Annotated in this window: 24 protein-coding genes; 17 read left to right on the top strand and 7 right to left on the bottom strand. The window is 41.7% G+C overall.

Translation table 11 applies throughout. The annotated features are described in order from the left end of the window. Positions 1-60 precede the first annotated feature (60 nt). Positions 61-636 (top strand): nucleotidyltransferase domain-containing protein, encoded by a 576-nt coding sequence (locus P5G49_RS02095; RefSeq protein ID WP_301241806.1) that lies wholly within the window; start codon positions 61-63, stop codon positions 634-636. 103 nt (positions 637-739) lie between these two features. Here the strand turns inward: P5G49_RS02095 and P5G49_RS02090 are convergent, their stop codons facing one another. From P5G49_RS02090 to P5G49_RS02080, 3 genes are read right to left on the bottom strand one after another with little or no spacing between them, the layout of a single operon-like run. Next, on the bottom strand, positions 740-1504 hold the full coding sequence (locus tag P5G49_RS02090; RefSeq protein WP_301241805.1) for a hypothetical protein: 765 nt from the start codon (positions 1502-1504) through the stop codon (positions 740-742). Positions 1505-1507: 3 nt separating this feature from the next. Further along, complete coding sequence (locus P5G49_RS02085) at positions 1508-2677, bottom strand: hypothetical protein (protein WP_301241804.1); 1170 nt, start codon at positions 2675-2677, stop codon at positions 1508-1510. Between the two features lie 22 nt (positions 2678-2699). Further along, a complete protein-coding gene (locus tag P5G49_RS02080) occupies positions 2700-3914 on the bottom strand; it encodes a hypothetical protein (protein WP_301241803.1) in 1215 nt (404 codons plus the stop codon). Between the two features lie 264 nt (positions 3915-4178). Here P5G49_RS02080 and P5G49_RS02075 point away from each other — a divergent pair, with 264 nt between their 5' ends. Further along, complete coding sequence (locus P5G49_RS02075; RefSeq protein WP_301241802.1) at positions 4179-4511, top strand: L,D-transpeptidase; 333 nt, start codon at positions 4179-4181, stop codon at positions 4509-4511. A 29-nt stretch (positions 4512-4540) separates the two neighbouring features. Here the strand turns inward: P5G49_RS02075 and P5G49_RS02070 are convergent, their stop codons facing one another. Beyond that, positions 4541-4873: a winged helix-turn-helix transcriptional regulator gene (locus tag P5G49_RS02070; RefSeq protein ID WP_301241801.1), complete on the bottom strand. Its 333-nt coding sequence runs from the start codon at positions 4871-4873 to the stop codon at positions 4541-4543. Positions 4874-4974: 101 nt separating this feature from the next. On the opposite strand from P5G49_RS02070, the gene P5G49_RS02065 reads away from it, so the two are divergent. Continuing rightward, positions 4975-5823: a VOC family protein gene (locus P5G49_RS02065; RefSeq protein ID WP_301241800.1), complete on the top strand. Its 849-nt coding sequence runs from the start codon at positions 4975-4977 to the stop codon at positions 5821-5823. Positions 5824-5985: 162 nt separating this feature from the next. Further along, the gene (locus tag P5G49_RS02060) at positions 5986-7065 is read left to right on the top strand and encodes an AI-2E family transporter (protein ID WP_301241799.1); all 1080 of its coding nucleotides are present in this window, start codon (positions 5986-5988) and stop codon (positions 7063-7065) included. A gap of 303 nt (positions 7066-7368) precedes the next feature. Here P5G49_RS02060 and P5G49_RS02055 read toward each other — a convergent pair whose 3' ends face one another. Further along, complete coding sequence (locus P5G49_RS02055; protein ID WP_301241798.1) at positions 7369-7569, bottom strand: hypothetical protein; 201 nt, start codon at positions 7567-7569, stop codon at positions 7369-7371. A gap of 261 nt (positions 7570-7830) precedes the next feature. Between P5G49_RS02055 and P5G49_RS02050 the strand changes: the two genes are divergently transcribed. The 7 genes from P5G49_RS02050 (at position 7831) to P5G49_RS02020 (ending at position 15517) form a co-directional block, all read left to right on the top strand. After that, positions 7831-9426 carry an ATP-binding protein gene (locus tag P5G49_RS02050; RefSeq protein ID WP_363322144.1) on the top strand — a complete coding sequence of 532 codons (1596 nt, stop codon included), beginning with the start codon at positions 7831-7833 and terminating at the stop codon, positions 9424-9426. Continuing rightward, the gene (locus P5G49_RS02045) at positions 9398-10066 is read left to right on the top strand and encodes a response regulator (RefSeq protein WP_301241797.1); all 669 of its coding nucleotides are present in this window, start codon (positions 9398-9400) and stop codon (positions 10064-10066) included. The genes P5G49_RS02050 and P5G49_RS02045 overlap by 29 nt, the downstream gene beginning before the upstream one ends. A 201-nt stretch (positions 10067-10267) precedes the next feature. Further along, complete coding sequence (locus P5G49_RS02040; RefSeq protein WP_301241796.1) at positions 10268-11227, top strand: DctP family TRAP transporter solute-binding subunit; 960 nt, start codon at positions 10268-10270, stop codon at positions 11225-11227. Further along, a complete protein-coding gene (locus tag P5G49_RS02035; RefSeq protein ID WP_301241795.1) occupies positions 11224-12246 on the top strand; it encodes a DctP family TRAP transporter solute-binding subunit in 1023 nt (340 codons plus the stop codon). Before P5G49_RS02040 ends, P5G49_RS02035 begins: the two co-directional genes overlap by 4 nt. A 126-nt stretch (positions 12247-12372) precedes the next feature. Continuing rightward, positions 12373-12870 (top strand): TRAP transporter small permease, encoded by a 498-nt coding sequence (locus P5G49_RS02030; protein WP_301241794.1) that lies wholly within the window; start codon positions 12373-12375, stop codon positions 12868-12870. After that, the gene (locus P5G49_RS02025; RefSeq protein ID WP_301241793.1) at positions 12851-14122 is read left to right on the top strand and encodes a TRAP transporter large permease; all 1272 of its coding nucleotides are present in this window, start codon (positions 12851-12853) and stop codon (positions 14120-14122) included. Before P5G49_RS02030 ends, P5G49_RS02025 begins: the two co-directional genes overlap by 20 nt. Positions 14123-14311: 189 nt before the next feature. Next, complete coding sequence (locus P5G49_RS02020; RefSeq protein WP_301241792.1) at positions 14312-15517, top strand: MFS transporter; 1206 nt, start codon at positions 14312-14314, stop codon at positions 15515-15517. Between the two features lie 110 nt (positions 15518-15627). Here P5G49_RS02020 and P5G49_RS02015 read toward each other — a convergent pair whose 3' ends face one another. After that, the gene (locus P5G49_RS02015; RefSeq protein ID WP_301241791.1) at positions 15628-15948 is read right to left on the bottom strand and encodes a CHY zinc finger protein; all 321 of its coding nucleotides are present in this window, start codon (positions 15946-15948) and stop codon (positions 15628-15630) included. A gap of 69 nt (positions 15949-16017) precedes the next feature. Between P5G49_RS02015 and P5G49_RS02010 the strand changes: the two genes are divergently transcribed. Then, positions 16018-16296: a hypothetical protein gene (locus tag P5G49_RS02010; RefSeq protein ID WP_301241790.1), complete on the top strand. Its 279-nt coding sequence runs from the start codon at positions 16018-16020 to the stop codon at positions 16294-16296. Here P5G49_RS02010 and P5G49_RS02005 read toward each other — a convergent pair. Next, a complete protein-coding gene (locus P5G49_RS02005) occupies positions 16293-17063 on the bottom strand; it encodes a hypothetical protein (protein ID WP_301241789.1) in 771 nt (256 codons plus the stop codon). The genes P5G49_RS02010 and P5G49_RS02005 overlap by 4 nt on opposite strands. Before the next feature lie 44 nt (positions 17064-17107). Here P5G49_RS02005 and P5G49_RS02000 point away from each other — a divergent pair, with 44 nt between their 5' ends. The 5 genes from P5G49_RS02000 to P5G49_RS01980 all read left to right on the top strand — a co-directional run bounded on the left by P5G49_RS02000 (position 17108) and on the right by P5G49_RS01980 (position 22076). Next, complete coding sequence (locus P5G49_RS02000) at positions 17108-18379, top strand: acetyl-CoA hydrolase/transferase family protein (RefSeq protein ID WP_301241788.1); 1272 nt, start codon at positions 17108-17110, stop codon at positions 18377-18379. 430 nt (positions 18380-18809) lie between these two features. After that, a complete protein-coding gene (locus tag P5G49_RS01995) occupies positions 18810-19163 on the top strand; it encodes a rhodanese-like domain-containing protein (RefSeq protein WP_301241787.1) in 354 nt (117 codons plus the stop codon). A gap of 183 nt (positions 19164-19346) precedes the next feature. Next, positions 19347-20168 carry an ABC transporter permease gene (locus P5G49_RS01990; protein WP_301241786.1) on the top strand — a complete coding sequence of 274 codons (822 nt, stop codon included), beginning with the start codon at positions 19347-19349 and terminating at the stop codon, positions 20166-20168. A gap of 4 nt (positions 20169-20172) precedes the next feature. Beyond that, a complete protein-coding gene (locus P5G49_RS01985; protein ID WP_301241785.1) occupies positions 20173-20961 on the top strand; it encodes an ABC transporter ATP-binding protein in 789 nt (262 codons plus the stop codon). Positions 20962-21002: 41 nt separating this feature from the next. After that, positions 21003-22076, top strand: coding sequence for an ABC transporter substrate-binding protein (locus tag P5G49_RS01980; protein ID WP_301241869.1), 1074 nt, complete (start codon positions 21003-21005; stop codon positions 22074-22076). Positions 22077-22098 lie beyond the last annotated feature (22 nt).

Here is a 22098-nt window from a genome sequence, read left to right as displayed (position 1 = left end):
TAAGATGTGATTAAGGGAGTGACGTGGTCGCTCCTTTCTTGAATGTAAAGGGGGATAACTGTGGAGATATGTCGAAAAGTGGCTGAGTGGATGGCGGGCTATGACCGACCATGGGGAATTGCAGGCGGTTGGGCGATTGATCTTTTTATTGGGAATCAAACACGGGCGCATTCGGATATTGAGATTGCCATTTTGAGAGAGGATCAACATCTGATTAAGAACCATTTAACTTGTTGGAAATTCGACAAAGTGGTAAATGGGGAACTGGTTAACTGGGGACATGAAATGTTGGAATTACCGATACATGAATTGCACGGGAAACATGTTGGAACCGGCGAGGCCCTGGAAGTATTGTTGAATGAAATTGACCGAGAACGATGGGTTTTTCGAAGAGCCACTAAAATAACTTATCCAGTTTCTTCATTGTTTTTGATTTCTGGGGAAGGTATTCCGGTCTTGAATCCTGTGATTGTTCTTTTGTATAAGGCTAAAAATGCACAGGAAAAAGATCATGCGGATTTTCAAGTTGTTAAGGATTTATTGGAAACCCACGACAAGGAGTGGCTCTTGCAAGCACTTGAAATACATCTACCCGGTCATCCGTGGATTTCTGTATTACAAGGAGGGGTAGAGTGAGGATGGTTAATAAGTGAGGCATGAAAATAAGCAATCACAAAAAGAACGCCCATTACTGAGCGTTTCTTTGTCAATGTCATTTTTAGTTAAATTGTGATTGTCGTCAAGAATCTCTTGGCGTAAACTTGAGCATCGATGTCTTCGTCACCCGGAGCATCTGCCCCTCCTTCAACTTCACATGCCCGTCTGTCTTTCCAACCGTGCCGCCGATCAGTTCATACACAATCGGCTCCTTGCCTTCCTCAAACACATGCAAATACGCATACCCGAGCTCGATTGCGATATCGTAATCACCAGACTCGATATCTTGTCCGACATTCCACAATCCAGCAGATAGATCAGTTGAAAGAGAAGTTGAAACCGGAGTTATCTGCACGGAATCATATCCACCGTCAGCTCTAACTGTATAGGAAGCATCAATATCGACGGTCAAACTGCGGACCCCGGCATAACTTCCGACAAGCTCAGTCAGGAGCAAATTCCTGTTCTCATCATAAATAAAAATATTGCCGACCGGATAACCCGTAATGATATACCGCCCTGTCTTCAGCGAGACCTCTTTGCCCTCTATCGGAACGACGGGAATCATTACAGGTTCAACTCCTTTATTCTCCCTATCAACGGTCTTGTAAATGGCGGGATGATTTGAGTCTAATAAACTGTCCTTCTCAGAGCCAACAATTTCGTAATTCTTTTCATATGGTGCAACTATTTCCGATGATACTTCAGGAAACTCATTGCAGCCAGATATGATCCCAACCGTCAAGCTTGCTGTTGCGATAAACCGCCATCGTGAATTGCCGCACACGTTAGTTGTAAATCGAAATATAGGTTTGCTTTGTTTTTTCATGTCAATCAATTTAAGCATTTATCATTCCCCACCTTTTCCAGCTTCAAATGCAGGAGTAGCACTTCTTTGTCGGTACTTTACTTTATTGCCAACGAAAAGTGCCGACAGTATCCCGGCATTCATGACGAGCAGCCAAATTGCCGCCAACTTATAATCTAAAGCATCATTTCCGTATAATGACGCGGCATCTCCATTTAGGATGGGCCCGATATCTATGATGGAAATTGGTTGCAACAGATCTATGTGTAATCCGGCAAAATTCAGAACTGTAGGAGTCAGGAAAATCAGAACGATCATCAATACACTAGCATACAAGTTTTTAGTCAAAGTATTCACTAGTATGAAAGCAAGCAAAAGCAAACTGGCGAACAAAGCCATCGCAACGAGCATGTATAGAATGTAGCGTGTTGTGGAGATGGCGATAAAACCCCCTTGTTGGTATAAAAGCATCGGAGAGTTGAAATTACTCCATGCAGCTTCCTTGGCTGCAGCTACTCCTCCTAACGCAACTCCTAAAACTAGAAACACTGTGATTTGACCAAGATGAATCCCGGTTTTTACGATTGCTTTTTGTATGAAAGAAATAGGGAAAATGCCCACTATACTGCGTTTTTGGTGATCGTGCGTGAGCATAGCGCTTCCGATGAATAAAACAAACAACATAAACATTAAGCCATTCACTTTTTCAAGAGAGGCAGGCAAATAATGACTCGCCGTAAGTAGATTTGGCTCGACAGGCAATTTGTACTTTTGATAGTAGTGGAGTAGTGCATCCTCTTTTTGGATTTCCTCTTTTGGCACGATATAGTCGGGATGCACACCTTCGTTATCGAGTTCATATAGACGGAGCCGTAATTCATTCAGTTTCAAACCGCTCTCAATATATACGTCAAAATCGCCTCTCTTCCAAAGGGAATAGCGTTGTTTATTAAGTAAAGAGGCCTGTTCTATTAGGTTGTTGTAGATTTCCTCCCCTTGGGTTGTTTCACGCATTTCTTCAGGAAATACATTAAAGATTGATATGTAATGACCTGCTTGCGCATTTTTAATCGACTGTACACTATCCATATCACTATCCGCATAATGAGGGAAATAGAGCGGGAAAAACAATATGAATGTTAGACCAAGAAGCCAGTTAAATTTATTGCGGATTAAAAGTTTCAACTCAAATCGAAAATACTTAGAGAGCATACGTCTATCCTTCCCCGTCCTCTTAACCGTTTTGGTAAAAGCGACGTTTGTTAATGATGCGGGACATGATGAAAACAATCCCTTCAATGACTACAACCGTTATGAGTAATACAGCAAAACCCTTCGCAACTGTAACAGTATCTATGTTCAATAAAAAATTCTTATCTCCTGTTACGGTCTTGCCAAAGTCAAAATAGGTGTGGGGAAATAAACTAATATCCAATCCGAACAACTCTCTCGTCATTCTTGTCGCAAAAAGCTTCTCTGAAAACAGGACGAGGCTGCTTATAAGAAGAACGAGCCATTCATTTTTAAAAATCAAGCTGAGAATGACATTTAAACGGATGAACAAAAAAACAAGTATCGGAATGGCTAATGCGATTTTCCCTAAATAGGTAGCGATGGTCATGACACCATATTCTTCGCGAGGATATGCATCGTTTTGGATGAGAATCGTAGGTACATGCAAATCGAAATAGCCGAAACCATATTGCAAAGTGAGCAAAATGACGCCAATCACTAAAACGATAGCGAGCACAACAAGAGAATAGAGAAAAGATGAAGCCGTCTTCAAATTCAACTGGCGATACCACGACAACGGCAATCCTTGCAAGACTGTCCGATTTTGGCGGTCGCGGGATAATAAGTCGCTGCTAAAATAAATGACGCAGAACAGCACAAAAAACATGCCATATTGCCGGAAAAACTTTTGCAAAGCTTGCAATCCCGTCTTCTCATAAATCAAGTTGAACGTGATCGGATGGTCTTTTGACAAATAATTTTCATATCGGAGCATCGTTTGCGTGTGAAGATGTTGACGGTCCTTCCCCGGAATAGGGGCGTATTTGAACATTTTTTCATCGCCTATGTATACTGATGGGTCGCTCTCAAGATAATACGCCCGGTAATGTAACCATCTTGTAGCGTTCCCGTCTTCATAAGCCGAAAGCATTGCTGAAAATAACCCTTGTGAATAGGCGTTCATCGAGAACACCGGCGTTCCCCATCTTATAACAATCCCCGTATGACCATTTGCGAGCCTGTACTGCTGTTCTGCATCAAGTGCAGTTAAATTACTTTTAACTTCCCTGATATCGAATGATTCTTTCGTTTTCTCGTTCGGCAAAAATAAAAAGCAATGGGTGAGCAGCGCAATACCGATGAAAATAATAAATGGAACATTCTTTTTACTACGGATTGACAGTAAAAATTGCTGTTTTAAAAAGGTCCAGTTCATGCCATGTATCCCTTCAAAAATTGTGGTTTTTGTCAAATCATGAAGTACTATTAGAACTATCCTACTAATATAGCTTATACAAATAGAATTAAATATTCAACAAATTCTAAGTTTTTGATAATAATGCCCGATAAAGACAACCAATTGGTCGCTTCAAAAAGTGAAATAAGCAGTTACCAATACATACGCTTTGACAAGCCCAGTCCACCAAAGACCTTCCACGTATCCTATAAAAACAATCCTTAATCACGAAGGAGGGAAAGGATGCGCTGGATTGACGTCTCTGTAGGGAAACATGAATTGAAACTGTATGACGGAAAACGACTACTTAAAAAATACCGGATAGCAGTCGGGAAAATGGTAACAGCTACGCCGGTGGGGACTTATAAAATCATCAATAAACAACTGAACCCCGGTGGGCCATTTGGTGCGTTTTGGATGGGGCTATCCAGACCGCATTATGGGATTCATGGTACGAATAATCCTTCATCCATCGGGAAAAGCGTGTCGCACGGGTGCATCCGCATGCATAACAAGGACGTTCTGGAGCTATCTTCATTGGTATCGATTGGAACACAAGTTAAAATTCATAAATGAAAAGCCGATTGCTTAAATCGCAATCGGCTTTACTTGTTTGTTGAGGGGGACTCAAGTTCAATCCATTCCTTCGACCAATTTTCAATTTCCTTCATAATCGGTGTCAGTGACATTCCCTTCTTCGTTAATGAATATTCAATACGTACCGGCGTTTCCGGATAGACATCCCGTACAACAAACCCGCGTTGCTCCAAATCTTTCAATCGCTCCGTCAACGTTTTCCCACTTACCCCTAATTTCTCTGTCATCGTACAAAAACGCTGCGGGCCGGACATAAGTTGATACAAAATCAATGCCGTCCATCGTTGGCTTAAAATGGACACGGCTGTTTCAAAGCGAGGACAAAGCTCGAATTCATTCATAATTAGCTTTCCTTTCAAATAAAATCGTTATTTGTTGACAATACTTATTATAACATATAAAGTTAGTTACATAAAGTAAGTAACTTACGGGAGGAATAAATATGAATTTCCATCAACCACCTACAACTTATACAGGTGAAGTTTATTTGAAAGTGACCAATTTGGATAAAATAACGGCTTTCTACACAGAAATCATTGGATTTCAGATTTTATCAAAGGAAGGAAACCGAGTAGAACTAACAGCAGACGGTAAACATCCGCTCCTCGTTTTGGAGCAACCGGAAAACATAAAACCAAAAGAACCACGTCGAACAGGGCTTTATCACTTCGCGCTTTTATTGCCGACCCGTGCGGACCTTGGAAAAGCGATCAAACATTTTTCAAGGAACCAAGTACGCCTTGGAGCTTCAGATCACCTCGTGAGCGAAGCGCTATATTTGTCGGATCCGGACGGAAACGGTATTGAAATTTACCGTGACCGCGAACCGGAAGCTTGGGAATGGCAGAATGGTTTCGTTTCCATGAGCACAGATCCACTTGATGCTCAGGCGATTGTTGAGGCAAGTGGCAATGAAGAATGGGACGGTCTGCCTGCGGGTACGGTAATGGGACACGTTCATCTGCACGTCGCAAATTTAGGTGAGTCGCAAGCTTTCTACGAAGCGCTTGGATTTGAAGTAGTCACACCTTATCCACAAGCATTGTTCATGTCGACAGGTAAATACCATCATCATATTGGAATGAATACGTGGAACGGGGCAGGTGCACCAAGTCCATCAGAGGACAGTGCTGGGCTCAAGGCATATACACTAGTTTATCCTGAGCAGAACACGTTGGAAGAAGCGATTAAGAACATTGAGGCACTTGATGTAAAAGTGAATAAAGTAGATGAGACATTTATCACAAAAGATCCAGCAGGAAACGGCATCATCCTTCGCATCCATCAATAGATTTTGGAGGAAAGGTGCATATTTACAATAAAAGATAACGTGAAGGGGGGCAGGCATTCGTCTGTCTCTCTTTTTTTATAGCAATTGAAACTTCCTTTCGACATCGTACGTATTAAACCGTATACTTAACATAATTACCAAGACAATAGAGGAAGTGAGACATTGACAAAGAAATTATGGTTCCAAATGGGTGTCGGAATCTTGTTGGCAATCCTGATTATCAAATACTTCATGGAAATCAGCTTCATTTTCGCACCGGTTATAATTATTATTAAAGCAATTATTTTGCCCCTTTTACTTGGCGGCGTGCTCTATTACATGACAGAACCGATTCAGCGCTTTCTTGAAAACCAGAAATTTCCGAGGTGGGCAAGTATTTTAACCATTTTGGCTGGGTTAGCAGTCGTTTTATGGATTTTCATTGCCATCATTGGACCGCCCATTACAAATCAGGTGAATAACCTTGTCGAAGACGCTCCAACTTTGGCGAAGGAATTTAATGTCGTGAAGGATAAGCTATTGGACCAGAAAGAAGACTTGCCCGAGCAATTACAGAACTCTATAGACAGTGCAGCAAATTCAGCGCAGTCAATTGCAGTGAAGTTCGGAAAATGGGTCGTCCAATTCTTGCAATCCTTCTTCCAAGCGATGTTCCTGCTCATTTTAGTTCCGTTCTTCTTTATCTTCATGTTGAAGGACCATGAAAAATTTGCACCAATCGTCTATAACCTATTCAGCGGAGAACGCCGTGAATGGGTCAAAAAAACATTAAGTGACATCGACAATGTATTGCGCTCTTACATCCAAGGCCAGTTCCTGATCAGCGCAATCCTTGCGTCACTCATATTAATTGGTTACTTGCTAATAGGGTTGAAATATTCGTTGCTCTTAGCGATCTTTGCATTATTCATGAACTTGGTCCCGTTTATCGGTCCGTGGATTGCTGTCGCCCCCGCACTAATCATTGCTTACTTACAAGAACCTAATCTCGTTATTTGGGTTGGAGTCGTAACTTTGGTCGCCCAACAAATCGACAGCAACCTCATCACACCAAACGTCATGGGGAAATCGCTCGACATCCACCCGCTTACTGTTATTACAATTATCTTAGCGGCAGGAAATCTTGCAGGATTTGTAGGGATTATCGTTGGTGTGCCGGTGTATGCGGTTGGGAAAGTAGTTGTGCGGAATATTTATGATCAGCGAAGGAAGATTAAGCAAGCTGCTACGCAGGATGTATAATTAAATATAAAAGGTCCCCACTATTTTGTAACGGGTTTGGTCGACGGGGATAAGTGCGACGCTATTTATGGTTCATCGCCGTGCTAATTAGCATTCATTTAAACAACAAATCAACATTAAACGTCAAAAAAACGCTCAAAATTGGGCGTTTTTTTGACGTTTAATTACTACTTTATTTTACTGAAGCACAAGATAGTTGAACAAGCGGCTTTAAATTTCAAGCCATTGATTCACACAGAACCCAACTTTGAGAGTAAAGCACAAAAGCACACACAACACCCCTAACTTCCCGTATACAACTAATCAATTAAAATGAGGTGCAGTTAGACCAGATAGTATAATTAAAAGCGAAATAGAAGCAACTATGATAGGCTTCGTTGATGCTTTGTCGTCTTTTACTAATGAAGCGATCGCATACACCAATGAAAAAACAAACACAAATGGCCAGATAAACCAAGTCCAATAATAAAAAAACGCTAATCCTTGCATCAACCCAATAAACATTCAATTTCCCCCTAATTATTACGCTTGTTATGAGCTTCAATTTAACATCTAAAACTTTAACATAATTCCCCAACCCGTTTTCCATATTCCTTTAATTATCCCTGCACCAAAGCGACCAAACTGATTTTGATTTGTCATACTGTTTCAATCCAAGTATACATAACTCTATTTTTTAGCCCGGATTTAGAAAAGGACAATACGAAGTCTCTATAATCTGATAGTATGGAATACAGCGAGTTTACTGTCAAGGGAGTGGAATGGTTGAACCAAATATCATTGCGGGTTAAAATGTTCATCTTTTCATTCATATTAGTCGTTTGTTCTGTCGGTACAAGTGGAGCAATCATGATACATAATATTTCGGGGGCATTTGAAAAGGAGTTGGGCGCACGAGCGATTGCGATTGCACGCACTGTTGCTCAATTGCCTGAAATTAAAAGCAAAGTCGGAGAATCTGATGGATCGTTGATGATACAGCCGATTGCGGAACAAGTTCGGCTCGCTACGAATGTTGACTATATCGTTATTTTCGATATGAATCGAATCCGTTATTCACACCCTTCACAAAGTAAAATTGGAACTTTATTCGAAGGAGGAGATGAACTCGCTTCTCTATCTGAACATGAATACATATCGAAGGCGCAAGGCGCTTTAGGTTTTGCCATCCGTGCTTTTGTACCAATCATGGATGAGGGTGGTTCCAAACAGGTCGGTGTTGTTACGGTCGGCATTTTGTCGCCACCCCTTTTTAGCCTGCTTGTCCAATACCGAAATGATATCCTTCTATCATTAACTTGGGGATTGCTAATTGGTCTAATCGGTTCTCTGTTCATCGCAAATCATCTAAAAAAGCAAACGTTCAACTTAGAACCTTATGAGATTGCCCGCCTTGTCGAGGAACGTTCCAGCATGATGCAAGCGATGGATATAGGTATTTTGGCGACTGATGCTGACGGAACAATCACTTTTATGAATAGGTTGGCTCAGCAGTATACTTACTTCGAGGGTGACTCAACACACTTGAGGGAATTATTCCCAAATTCATGGATTGCAGATGAGCCGGTTACCGAGGCGGATTGTGTAATCTATCGGCCGCTGAATTGCCAGGGGGTTATGTACTTGGTAAGAATTTATCCGATCAATGTGAAGGATCGTCCGGTAGGTTCATTAATCATGATGACCGATCGTAAAGAAGCCCATATGCTTGCGGAGGAATTGACGGGCATAAAAGAACTGGTTGATGCTTTGCGTTCCCAAAATCACGAGTATATGAACAAACTTCATAGTATTGCAGGATTGATACATCTTAACCGGGCGGATGAGGCACTGAATATGATTGTTGAGGATATCATGGATGAAGAAACCATTATCCAATTTTTAAAAGACCGGATATCGGACTACTCCGTATTGGGTCTGTTAATAGGAAAACGTTCGCGTGCCAAGGAATTGGGAGTCACCCTTACAATCAGCGAAGAATCCTATCTATCTGAAATAATGACTAACTTTTCAAGTGGGGATTTAGTGACGATTTTAGGGAATTTGATAGATAACGCCATGGAAGCGTGTATAACAACGGAAAAGAAGGAAGTCATTTTATTAATGGAAGGGAAAAGCGATTACTTATTCATAGAGGTCCAGGACAGTGGGATTGGACTTCGAGGAGAAGTGGAAAAAATATTTGAATATGGATTTAGTACGAAGCAAAAGGAAGGTAGAGGTATTGGACTCGCGTTAATCAAACAGATCATGGATTCGAATAAAGGAACAATTATGACATGTTCAACCCCTGAAAAAGGGGCGATTATAACATTGGAAGCAGGTGAAATTATTGACGGAGATAACTGTTTTCATAGTTGAGGACGATCCGATGGTGTTGGATGTGAATAAAAGTTTTTTAGAAAAGATAGGCGGATTCAGATTAATAGGTGAGGCCATGGACGGACATTCTGCATACAGCCAAATTAAACTACTTGAACCAAAGCTTGTTTTATTGGACATGTATTTGCCGGATTTGTCTGGTTTGGAATTATTGATAAAACTTCGGTTTGAACGGATTCCAATCGATGTAATCATGATTACTGCTGCACGGGACGCCAAAACGATTCAGGAGATCAAGCGGTTAGGCGCTGTCGATTATTTGGTCAAGCCTTTTCGTTTTGATAGGTTCCAAAAAGCTCTGCTGGACTATCGTAAGAACCGGAAAAATATTGTCGGGTTGGAAAGTATGAAACAAGAGGATATTGATGCATGGATAGGAAGTATAGAGGGGGGCGCGGAACTTCCGAAAGGGCTCAATGAAATAACAATGAAACAAGTTTTAACGGGACTTGTCGAATTGGAACATTCAGTGACCGCCGAACAATTAGCCTTACAAGTAGGAATGGCTCGCGTTACCGTTAGAAAGTATTTAGACTTTCTTGCCAACATTGCGAAGGTGGAAATCGAACTGAAGTACGGCAATGTTGGTCGTCCGACGAAATACTATTCTTTACTGTAATCGTGTACCAAAAAGACCAAAATGTCCAATAACACCATAATGTTGAATTTAGTCGGAAGATATCTAATATAGAGGCTATTAGATTACTGATATAGCAGGAGGATTCCTTTGAAAATATATTGGTATTTTAAGTTAAATTATTTCCTGCTAGTCCTAGCTATATTGCTCATTTTTTTACCCGGTTGCCAAAAAGATTACCCGATGGATCATGAACAACTTAGTGAGGAAGAAAGAATTGTTATACGCTTCTCACATGTAGTCGGTGAGGATACGCCAAAGGGTTTAGCCGCGCGTAAGTTTGCGAAGTTAATGAATGAACGAAGTGGCGAGCATGTTGAAGTACAGGTGTTTCCGAATGGAATCCTGTACAAAGACAGTAAAGAAATGGAAGCGCTATCAAACGGGTCGATTCAAATGATTGCGCCAGCAACCTCCAAAGTGACATCGCTCGTACCAGAGTGGTCGGTAATTGACTTGCCATATGCATTTGAAAGTTATGAAGAGGTACACGACTACATCGATGGCGATACTGGACAGGAACTCATTGCAAAGTTGGATGCAAAAGGTTACGTCATGCTTGGAATGTGGGATAACGGTTTCAAACAATTAACGAACCGCAGTTATCCAATACTACATCCTTCCGACGTAGCGGACTTGAAAATACGGATTATGCCTAGCGACATTCTCCATGAGCAATTTTCAATATTTGGCGCAGTTCCTATAAAAGTGGATTTCAATACCGTCTTTCAGAGTTTCGAGGGCGGTGAGATAGATGGCCAGGAAAACACGATGTCAAATATCGCGAGTAAGAATATTCATCTTCAACAGAAGTATTTAACGGTCAGCAATCACGGTTATTTAGGGTATGTTTTGATGATGAACAAAGAATTCTGGAATGGCTTACCTGAAGAAGTTCAATTATTGATAACGGAAACACTTTCTGAAGTCAGTGATTGGGAAAGGGAACTCGCCAAGGAATTGAATGAGTCGGAACTTACCGAAATGGAGGAATGCGCTTGTATTGAAATTCACTACATTTCACAAGCGGAAAAGGAAATTTGGGAAGAAGCATTTGAACCCGTTTATGAGTACTACCGTAAGCGGTTCGGGGCTAAATATATAGATTCACTTCCAAAATACAAAGGGGGTAAAGACACATGAAAAAATTGCTTTTACTTGGTGTTATTAGTCTGATAGCCATTTTGGCGGCTTGTTCAAGCGGTGGTTCTGGGGGTGGGAAGGAAGCTACTAAGGAAAATCCTCTCATTATAAAATTCTCACACGTTACAGCAATTGATAGCGTAAAAGGAAAGGCTTCCAACCGCTTTGCAGAATTGGTAGCAGAGAAGACGGATGGAAGGGTGAAAGTTGAAGTCTATCCATCTTCTCAGCTTTACGGGGATGCGGATGAGTTGGATGCATTAGTGTCTGGAAACGTCCACATGATTGCTCCTTCTGTTACAAAAATGGTCAAGTTAGATCCGCGTTGGCAATATGTTGATATGCCATTCTTATTTGAAGATGAAGACCATGCACGAAAGTTTTTCGAAAGCGATGTAGCACAAACATTGCTAAACAGTGATCAATTGGCAAACAACGATATTATGGGTCTTGCATTCTGGGAAAATGGCTTCAAGCATTTTTCAACAAGCAAACACCCATTACAAAAGCCGGAAGATTTCAAAGGGTTGAAGTTCCGTGCACAAGCGGGGAAAGTATTGGAGTCCCAATTCAAAGCGTTGGGTGCGGGAAGCGCGACAATTTCATTCGGTGAGACGTATGCGGCACTGCAACAAGGTACTGTTGACGGGCAAGAAAACACATTCAACAACTTTGACACACAAAAATACCAAGAAGTACAAAAATACTTTACATTGAGTGAGCATGGACGTTTAGACTATGCGATTTTCGTAAACAAACCATTCTGGGAAGGTATGCCGAAAGACATCCGTGAACAAGTAGAAGAAGCATTGAAAGAAGCGACAGATTTAGAATGGCAACTTGCTTCTGATGAAAACAAAAAGAGCTTCGAAAATATTAAAAACTCCGGGAAGGTCGAAGTCCTTGAGTTGACGAAAGAAGAGCGCGATGCATTCGTTAAAGCATTGCAACCTGTTTATGATGAGTTCGGCGATACAATCACTCCTGAATTACTAAACGGAATTCGAGACTTGAAGTAAAACGGATGGATGCCTTTCTGGTAACAGATTGGCATCCGTTCTTTTAAATGGATTGGTTCGGTGGACCGAATAATACTATTAACTATACTCGCGATTAATTGCGAGGGCTAAAAGGAGGGCAAGATATTGAAAACCTTAAAAAAAGTATGGGATTTGTTCGAAGAGATTTCTGCGGGAACATTCTTCTTCGGTGGTATCACCCTTATTTTTTATGGCGTCTTCATGCGATACGTTTTCAATGAGCCAAAGGCATGGGTCGAGGAAGTGGTTCGGTATGTAATCATCTGGGGGGTTTTCTTAGGATTTGCTCTCGCTTTACGCCACAATCAGCATATCCAGGTAGATATGTTATACGATAAGTTATCTGCACGAATGAAAAAAGTCCTGGATATATTTGCAACGTCTGTGAGCATTGCCTTTTGCGTTGCCTATACATATTACGGCATCGTACTCGTGGCAAGTAGATACCATTCAGGTATGGTTTCCCTGGACGTCGGAATACCGATGTGGATCATCTATCTAATCCTACCAATTTCAGGAACACTATTTCTATTGCGCTTTATCGAACGGCTCGTTCAGTTGATTCGTGGAAAGGATGTAAAATATGATAATCCTATTACTTAGTATTTTCTTTATCCTTATGCTACTAAGAGTACCGATTGCCATTAGTCTCGCCTTATCGACGATGATTGTCCTATTCCAAAGCGATTTCAATATGACCATGGTTCCGCAAAGGATATTCACAGCGTTAGATTCTTTTCCAATGATGGCAATCCCGGGTTTTGTTTTAGCCGGGGTCATCTTAGCGCGTGGTGGTATTTCAAAATATTTGATTGAGGCATTAAAGTCATGGGTCGGTCACCTATCAGGGGGGCTTGCTGTTGTAACAATCCTTGCTTGTATGATTTTTGCTGCCATTTCGGGATCCAGTCCTGCAACTGCTGCAGCAATCGGTTCAATTATGATTCCAGCAATGGTGAACGCTGGTTATGATAAGAAATATTCTATGGGCCTTGTCGCTGCCGGAGGAACATTGGGGATTCTCATTCCGCCGAGTATTCCTTTAATTATTTACGGTATTACGGCAGAAGTATCCATAGGCAAACTTTTTATGGCTGGTATTATTCCAGGACTTCTTTTAGGTGGAGTATTAGTTGTCTCAGCAATCTTCTATGCAAAGAAGAATGGGTATGGAAGGGGAGAGCGAGCGACCTGGGCGGAACGCGGAAGACATTCCTTAAAAGCGATTTGGGGAGCATTCCTTCCGTTTCTAATTTTAGGGAGTATTTACAGTGGCGTAGTCACTCCGACAGAATCCGCGGTTATCGCTGTGTTTTACGGAATTATTGTATCGGTATTCATTTATCGTGAGTTGCATTGGCGTGATATCCGCCCTATCATCGTGGAGTCTATCAATATTACGGCCATGATTTTCTTGATTATAGGCGCGGCGAGTCTATTTGGACTTTACTTAACAAATGCACAAATCCCTCAACAAATTGGTGCCTGGATTGCCGAAAGTGATGTAAATAAATGGATCTTCATCATCGCTGTCAATCTACTATTATTTGGGATGGGAATGTTCCTTGAAGCTGTGTCTATCATTCTTATCACCTTGCCAATCCTTCTACCGATGTTGATCCATTTCGATATTAACTTAATTCATTTTGCGATTATCATGACAATCAATATGGAGTTAGGGATGATCACACCTCCCGTTGGTTTGAATTTGTTCGTAGTTAGTGGGATATCGAAGGAAAAGTTAGGGGCTGTTGTAAAGGGCGTCATTCCTTTTATCTTTTTGATGATATTCGTCTTAGTGATTGTTATCATTTTCCCTGAACTTTCCCTTTGGTTGACGGATCGCATGAAGTGATGAAGTTATAGCATGTTAGTATTGTTTCACAAAAGTTATTGCAAGAATGTAATAAGGTATAGACGCCGGTATTGGAGAATGCAAGCACCGGCGTTTTTATAAGTGAATAAGTTCATGACTACGTGTAGACGCAAATTTTTTCAGGGTGAAAAAACGATTGCCAGTAGGCTGCCGACAGGACGTGAGACAATGCAACATAATGGCTATACGATAAGGGATTTACAGTTCTGGAGAATTGTACTTAGCTTGGGGTTTGCTTCAATCTTCATCTTCGCATCGCTCTATTCGATGCAACCACTACTGCCAATTTTCACATCAGAATTTGACATATCTGTCTCTTATTCAAGTATGGCCATGTCAGTAACGACAATTGGGCTTATCCTTGGACTCCTTGTCTTAGGTTTTCTTTCCGATCGAAACGGACGGAATCGATACATATATTTTTCAGTGATTGGTTCGGCAATTCCATTTATCCTTATTGCAAATACAGATTCATTTTTGCTGATTTTAATTCTCCGTTTTGTTCAGGGCTTTGCGTTGGCAGGCGTGCCGGCGGCTGCACTTGCTTTTATCAGTGAGGAAGTGGATAAGCAGTTTACGAATGTTGCAACGGCGCTTTATATTTCTTTTAACAGTTTGGGAGGAATGTTTGGTCGTTTCATGACCGGTTACATCGCTGAACAGGCAACATGGCAAACATCCTTATATATCTTATCTATTTTTGGGGTGGGATTGTTCATCCTTCTTCTATTTACGCTCCCGAAATCAAGGAATTTCATGCCGAGTAATGCAACTATTGCAAAAGACATTGAAGGCATAACGTTCCACCTGAAAAATCGGGCTTTTCTACTTGTATTCGGCTTAGGAATTGTACTTCAGCTATCGTTCACGGGGATATGGACGTATTTACCATTCCACCTGCTTGGGTTGCCCTATTCCTTTTCACTTGAAGAGATTTCCTATTTATATTTAGCATACGGGTTTGGTGTCTTAGGTGCACCTCTTGCTGGTTGGCTTTCAGGAAGATTTGGCCTCCGCAATGTTAGGACGGTAGGAATCGGTTTACTATCCACGGGAATTGGTTTGGCGGCTCTTTCACCACTTAGCTTCATTGTAATCGGCTTATGTATTGTGTGTTTAGGTTTTTTCACTGCACATTCCTTAACCGCAGCCTCAGTTAGCAAGGAGGCAACGCACCATAAGGGCACTGCAGCAAGCCTTTACTTAGTTTCCTATTACACCGGGGTAGCGATTGGCAGCACATTTTTAGGACCGTTGTATGAAAATTTAGGCTGGATAGGATTTGCTGTAGTAACTGCGACCTTGCCAATTTTCTATTTGGGCATTATGCGGGTTAGCCGATTTAAAAAAGTATCAGGAATAAAAACAGTATAGCCGCGTGGTTTACGGGAACTAAACTAACGTGATGATTGTGTCATAGCTGTACTCCCTTTAATTTATAAAAATGAAGTGAAAGCCCTATAGTAGTGGCCTTCACTTCATTTTTATTTTTCGAAATACAACTCCCAATGAAGCCTGCACTTAGGATTAAAATCCGCCCTGCAAGAAGGACAACCGTGCCCGCTCTTATATTGATTAACTGTCAGTTCATCTTTGCATTTCCCACAAAGCACAACTTTCTCATCAAACATCTCTGCCGGCCACACTTTATGGTCGCCGCACCCCGATTCTTCATGACATGAATAGCACGGAAAATACGTTTTACAGCAATAAAACTTAATCGCTATAATATCAAGCTCTGAATGGTAATGTGTGCATCTTGTTTCCTCATCTATGACGCTGCCCCTGATTTCAACTTTATTCATTTATATCTCCTCTGTTCGTGTAAGTATTGTACTAAACGCACATCCTATTATTAAAAAGGACTGATTTCCATGTTTACTGAATACCCAATCATTCACACGAATATATGGGATGCGTTTTGGGCGGTGCCGGTCGTATTGGTAATTGTTTTGGCAGCAAAATGGCTATTTGGCGTGAAATCAAGCTGGTTGTCTACGGTTGCTACGATAGTTGCCTTAATTATATCCATCTTTATTAGTCACCGTGGAAATCTACCGGCCGGGATTTTTATGGGCTTTTTCTACTCAGGTGCAGCAATTGGCGTCCTTTATTCCGTCAAGCAATCTTACTTAGCCTATCGGGCAAATTAGTAAATTAACGGACAAAACCCGCACTGCATCAACTTAGGTACATCTTTTGAGAAACAGCAAGTCTTCCGGACTGTTGTGTTTAGCAGTTCGGAGGGCTCATGCCCATTTAAGAATTTCGCGAATAACGATTTTGAAGCAATGTCTTTCCATGTTTCATCCTCTTTCAAGATGATAAAATCAGCTCGCGCCGTGTCGCTTGTGGCAGGATTCTCCAGCATGACATGATACTGCCAAAGTAAAAACCCGAAAATATTTTCCCAAAGCGTCAAAGGGGAGATTGTTGTGACTGTCCTGATTTGGCGGATTATTTTATTAGCCCATAGTAAGATTTTTCGAATGATGTCACGATGTTTATCCTCATCAACCAATTTCCAATCATTCTCTACGACGAATGTGCTGACCGTTTTATTGCCATACTCCTCAATTGCTCCAAAGCACATCTTCGACTCATCGCCATTCCACATTTCATCAGAGGTTGCGAGGTTATACATCTGCATGTTGATAAACATTCCAACACGTCGCATGAAGAATGATGCCGCAACAGTCATGTTCGGACTACCACTCACAGTCTGCACAGCTTTTATACAATCCGCTGTTTTTGTGTTATCCATCAAATCATGAAGGGTAAACAATCTATGTGCTGGAGAGGTAAGGTAAACACTATAACTATTCAGTTGTCTAATTTGCTCAGCCGATAATTTTGTCATGTCTTTATTATAAGTATTCTCACATAATTCGACAAGTTGAGTGAGCGCTCGGTCTACCATATACTAATACTAACGAATAAAGAATAGCAGGAGGATTACGGCAAATGACAAAGCTTCTACAACCAAAGGAATTCATACAATTAATTGATGAAAATGCTGACATCATTATCCCAATCTCAAATGGCGAGCCGCATCGCCTTCTTGATATTTTAGAAGAACACTACAAGCAATTGGAAAATGTCAAAGTACACCAATTGTTGGCTTTGCGCGAACGTGATTATATTAACGGGAAAATGAAAGGGCATCTTTCACATATATCCTATTTCCTAAGTGCGGCAACTCGAAAAGCATTCTGGGAAGGTCATGTGGAATTGATTCCGAATGTATTTCAAGAAATGTATTATCTCTTGAGGAAGACTGCTAAGCGCCCGATGGTAATTGCAACAGCTTCACCAATGGACGAGCATGGTTATTTTTCGCTTGGCACGAATGCGGATTACGCAGCAGATTTCATTGGTGAAGTCCCATTTGTCTTGGAGGTTAATAAGCATATGCCCCGTACGTTTGGGAAAAATCAAATCCATATTAGCCAAATTGCAGGGTTTATTGAAAATGATCAAATTCTGACAGAGGAAAAATCCCCCGTTATTACCGATAAAGACAGGAAAATCGCTGCATATATCGCGGATGATATTCAAGACGGGGATACGCTACAAATCGGCATTGGAGCAATTCCGAATGCGGTTATGAAAATGCTGAAAGATCGACGTCATTTGGGTATCCATACAGAAATGTTAACGGATGGAATTATGGATCTTGTTGAGGCCGGTGCGGTGGATGGCATGAAAAAGTCCACGCATAAGGGGAAGATTATTGCGACATTCGCTTTTGGAACACAGCGGCTTTATGATTTTATTGATAATAATCCATCGGTCGAGTTTTTGCCGGTTCGGGTTGTTAATAGTGCTTATGAGATTGCAAAAGAAGATCATATGGTGTCAATTAATGCGACAACTGAAGTTGACCTTTACGGACAATGTGCCTCCGAAACGGTTGCCGGGCGTTATTACTCTTCAAGTGGAGGGCAAGCCGATTTCGCAAGAGGCGTTCGGTTGTCCAAATACGGTAAAGGGTATGTTTGCATGCATTCCACTGTAAAAAACGACACGATTTCGAGGATTAAACTACATTTAGGTGAAGGATCCGTCGTAACGACGTCTAAAAACTATGTCGATAATATCGTTACGGAGTATGGCATAGCACGATTGCACGGAAAGTCGCTATCCGAGCGTGCAAAAGCGTTGATCTCGATTGCGCATCCGAAATTCAGGGATGAGTTGACACAGGAAGCGAAGGAATTTGGATTGATCGAGTAGAGGAGAAGCCAAATGTGGCTTCTTTTTTTATTTAGTGGATGAAATTCAAGTGAATTGTAGTCAAACGGTGATAAATTTACTCAAGTCGGTGGTAATGGCCCGAGAGTCGGTGATAAAGTCGTCCAAGTCGGTGATAACGCATCGAGAGTCGGTGATAAACGATTTTCCGCTTGAAAAATGGATGACTTGCCAGTAAAATTGCGTATTTTGTACCCAGTAAATGGGTGAACGGTGATAAAGTCGCTCTAAGTGGTGATAACCTCGCCACAAGCGGCGATAAATAATAATGTTGTATTCCTAATACCCATAGTGGTATATTATTATTGCGATGTAAATACCGTGTGAGGTATACCGATGTGTAGTTTCAAGAATAGCAAAGAACGGAAACCTCATATTATTAATATCTCTGAAATTAAGGAGTGAGACACCAATGGAATGGATCATCATCATAGCAATCATCGCCTTTTTGGCATGGCGTCTAATGCCGTCAAAAGGTGTGAAGTCAATGTCGACTGACGAATTGAAAGGCATATTGAAAGACAAATCAAAGCAATTCATTGATGTGCGTACACCAGCGGAATACAAAGGGCGGCATATTAATGAATTCAAGAATATCCCATTGAACTTGTTGAAATCCAAGTTGGACAAACTTGATAAAAACAAGGAGACAGTCGTCATCTGCCAAAGTGGCATGCGTAGTTCGCAAGCTGCAACAATCCTGAAAAAATCGGGATTCACCGACGTTATAAACGTCAGAGGCGGAATGAGCACTTGGCGTGGTTGAATGAATAAAACAAGTAAGCATCCTACAGCTAAAAATTTCTGTGGGATGCTTTTTTGGAGTTCGCCAGTTCTCACCCCATTAATTAAGTTCCCTAATCCCCCTATAATTCACCAAAATACCCCCTGTTTTGCCCAAGCGAACCCATAGGCATTCACATATTATTGAAATGAAGAGGTGGTGACATTGAATAAAGAGAAGGCGACTGTTGGACATGATCCGTTTGAAATCGAACAGCGTGAATGGAAGCAAAGACAATCGAGGGAACGATATAAGCAGCTATTAACGATTGCATCGCCAATCTTCATATTGCTGTTGTGGGAAGTACTATCAAGGACGGGGATAATGGATATCCGGTTTTTCCCACCGCCATCCGCCATTTTGGGGACGTTTTGGAAAATGATTGCGAGTGGAGCGATAGCGGATCATATCGGGGTTTCGTTGTACCGGATCTTTTTAGGTTTTCTTGCAGGTGTCATACCTGGCGTGATTATCGGACTGCTGATGGGGCTTTATTCGCCGATCCGACATTTTGTGCAGCCGCTTGTCATGGCGCTCATGCCAATTCCTACGCTTGCATTGCTACCCATTATCATCATCCTTTTTGGGATTGGTGATTTGTCGAAAGTTGTAACGATTGCGGGAAGCGTGTTTTTCCCGGTCGTCATCAATACGGCGGCAGGTGTCTTGAACATCGATCGAATCTACTTGGACGTAGCAGATAATTACGGGGCAGGTAAACTACAGTTTTTTTTCAAAATTGCACTGCCAGGAGCATTGCCGGTCATGTTAGAAGGGATTCAGATGGGGCAGGCGATTGCATTGCTTACGATTGTTGCTGCAGAAATGATGGGGGCGACTTCGGGAATCGGGTATTTAATCTGGACATCGTATAAGGCATTTCTGCTAAAGGAAATGTTCGTCGGACTCATCCTGATTTCATTTTTCGGCTATCTCTTTTCACTGATGCTTCGTGGTCTACAGAAAAAGTTGTTACCTTGGAGGTGATTGGATGGAAAAGAAAGCGAAAATTGAGATTAATAACTTGACGAAGGCGTTTTACAAAAAACAATCAAGCGTAACAGCTCTCGACGATATTTCTCTTTCAATTGAAGAGGGTGAATTTGTTTGTATTGTCGGACCAAGTGGTTGTGGCAAAACAACTTTATTGCGCATATTAGCGGGACTTGAACAGCCAAGTATCGGTGATTTTGAAATTCGCTCGGTACAGGAAGGACGTCCACTCCAATCAATGGTTTTCCAGGAGAGGGGCGTCATCCCTTGGTTGACGGTAAAGGAGAATGTCGCGTTTGGATTAAAAATGCGGAAATTGCCGAAGAATGTCATTCAGGAAAGAACGGACTATTACTTAAAAAAGACGGGGCTTGACAGATTTGCACATCTTTATCCAAAAGAATTATCCGGTGGGATGAAGCAACGGGTCAGCATTGCCCGTGCTTTCGCAAATGACCCTGAAATCCTGTTGATGGATGAACCGTTCGCGGCGCTGGATGAACAGAATAAGTTCATTTTACAAGAAGAGTTATTGTCGATTTGGTCTGAAACGAAAAAGACGGTTCTTTTCATTACACACAGCATCGATGAAGCATTATTGCTGAGCGATCGCATCCTTCTCATGAGTGCGCAGCCCGGAAAAATCATACAGCAAGTAAAGATTGACACACCAAGACCAAGAACGATAGAGGATATCCGGAAAGATCCGATCCTTGCGGAGCAATTTGTCGATATTTGGAATCACTTACAGGACGAAGTGCAGCAGTCCAGAAAAGAGAATAGATGAAAAGGGGAAAACAGGTGAATCGATTCAAAAGTAGTTGGATAATGATTTTAGCTGCGATGCTCTTAGTTGTCGGAGCATGTGCCAAAAAAGAACCTGCTCCACAAACAAAAGTAGAAACTCCGTCAGGGAACAATTCAGTCGTTGAAACGCCATCAGGTGATTTGGCACCACTCGACAAACGGGTGAAGATTTTGATTGCCGAAGATGGGGCGGCTTCCGGTGCAGGTTTCTACATTGCTAAGGAAAAGGGGTATTTTGAGGATTATAATATCGAAGTCGCATTTGCAGACTTCGCGAACAGCGATGATATGCTGCCGGCACTTGCGGCTGGGGAAGTGGATATAGCAGGAGGCGTCTCGACTGCATCATTCTTCAATGCCATTGCACAAGGCATCGACGTCCGGATCATTGCGGATAAGGGGCATAATATGCCGGGGAAATCGTATTTCTCGTTTGTCATCGGCAATCATATGGTCGATGAAATCAAAGACTATGCCGATATGCGCGGGAAGAGGATAGGGGTATCTTCAAGAAACTCAATTGATGGATATATTTACGAGGAAATGTTGAAACATGCCGGATTGACCGAGGAAGACGTGGAGTATGTCCATATGGCTGACTTCGGCTCAATGCTTGGAGCGATTGACGCAGGAACAATCGACGTTGCATTAAACATTGAGCCACTTATCGCACAAGGAATTGCAAATGGCTTCCACGTCCGTTTCGGGGATACGACCGATTATGCACCTGAATCGCAAATTGCCATGGTTCTTGCTTCGCCGAAATTCATGGGTGAGGAAGAGATTTCACTACGCTTCATGGCAGCTTATCTGAAAGGCGTGCGCGATTACAATGATGCGTTCTTCAAAGGGCAAGGCAAGGAAGAAATTGTCGATATCATGGTGAAGCATACAGCTCTGAAAGATCACAGCTTGTGGGATCGAGTATTCGTCACTGGGCTTGATCCAAACGGCAAAATGTTCGTAGATGATATTAAAAAGCAATACAACACTTATAAAGCGAATGGAGCAATTCTTGGCGATATCGATTTTGATAAGGCTGTAGATACTTCATTGACAGAAAAGGCTGTTGAAGTTATTGGGGTTTATGAATAACAAGAGGAAACGCTCAGGTTTT

It is taken from the genome of Sporosarcina highlanderae, from assembly GCF_030433715.1.
Classification (GTDB): domain Bacteria; phylum Bacillota; class Bacilli; order Bacillales_A; family Planococcaceae; genus Sporosarcina; species Sporosarcina highlanderae.
Note: the sequence above shows the minus strand (reverse complement) of the source record. Positions and strands in the feature narration are given on the sequence as shown.

Bases quoted from the DNA above. Each gene is read 5' to 3' on its own strand.
- P5G49_RS02090 (WP_301241805.1), bottom strand. From the start codon at position 1,504: ATGCTTAAATTGATTGACATGAAAAAACAAAGCAAACCTATATTTCGA.
- P5G49_RS02085 (WP_301241804.1), bottom strand. From the start codon at position 2,677: ATGCTCTCTAAGTATTTTCGATTTGAGTTGAAACTTTTAATCCGCAAT.
- P5G49_RS02080 (WP_301241803.1), bottom strand. From the start codon at position 3,914: ATGAACTGGACCTTTTTAAAACAGCAATTTTTACTGTCAATCCGTAGT.
- P5G49_RS02075 (WP_301241802.1), top strand. From the start codon at position 4,179: ATGCGCTGGATTGACGTCTCTGTAGGGAAACATGAATTGAAACTGTAT.
- P5G49_RS02070 (WP_301241801.1), bottom strand. From the start codon at position 4,873: ATGAATGAATTCGAGCTTTGTCCTCGCTTTGAAACAGCCGTGTCCATT.
- P5G49_RS02065 (WP_301241800.1), top strand. From the start codon at position 4,975: ATGAATTTCCATCAACCACCTACAACTTATACAGGTGAAGTTTATTTG.
- P5G49_RS02055 (WP_301241798.1), bottom strand. From the start codon at position 7,569: ATGTTTATTGGGTTGATGCAAGGATTAGCGTTTTTTTATTATTGGACT.
- P5G49_RS02040 (WP_301241796.1), top strand. From the start codon at position 10,268: ATGGATCATGAACAACTTAGTGAGGAAGAAAGAATTGTTATACGCTTC.
- P5G49_RS02035 (WP_301241795.1), top strand. From the start codon at position 11,224: ATGAAAAAATTGCTTTTACTTGGTGTTATTAGTCTGATAGCCATTTTG.
- P5G49_RS02025 (WP_301241793.1), top strand. From the start codon at position 12,851: ATGATAATCCTATTACTTAGTATTTTCTTTATCCTTATGCTACTAAGA.
- P5G49_RS02020 (WP_301241792.1), top strand. From the start codon at position 14,312: ATGCAACATAATGGCTATACGATAAGGGATTTACAGTTCTGGAGAATT.
- P5G49_RS02015 (WP_301241791.1), bottom strand. From the start codon at position 15,948: ATGAATAAAGTTGAAATCAGGGGCAGCGTCATAGATGAGGAAACAAGA.
- P5G49_RS02010 (WP_301241790.1), top strand. From the start codon at position 16,018: ATGTTTACTGAATACCCAATCATTCACACGAATATATGGGATGCGTTT.
- P5G49_RS02005 (WP_301241789.1), bottom strand. From the start codon at position 17,063: ATGGTAGACCGAGCGCTCACTCAACTTGTCGAATTATGTGAGAATACT.
- P5G49_RS02000 (WP_301241788.1), top strand. From the start codon at position 17,108: ATGACAAAGCTTCTACAACCAAAGGAATTCATACAATTAATTGATGAA.
- P5G49_RS01995 (WP_301241787.1), top strand. From the start codon at position 18,810: ATGGAATGGATCATCATCATAGCAATCATCGCCTTTTTGGCATGGCGT.
- P5G49_RS01985 (WP_301241785.1), top strand. From the start codon at position 20,173: ATGGAAAAGAAAGCGAAAATTGAGATTAATAACTTGACGAAGGCGTTT.
- P5G49_RS01980 (WP_301241869.1), top strand. From the start codon at position 21,003: ATGATTTTAGCTGCGATGCTCTTAGTTGTCGGAGCATGTGCCAAAAAA.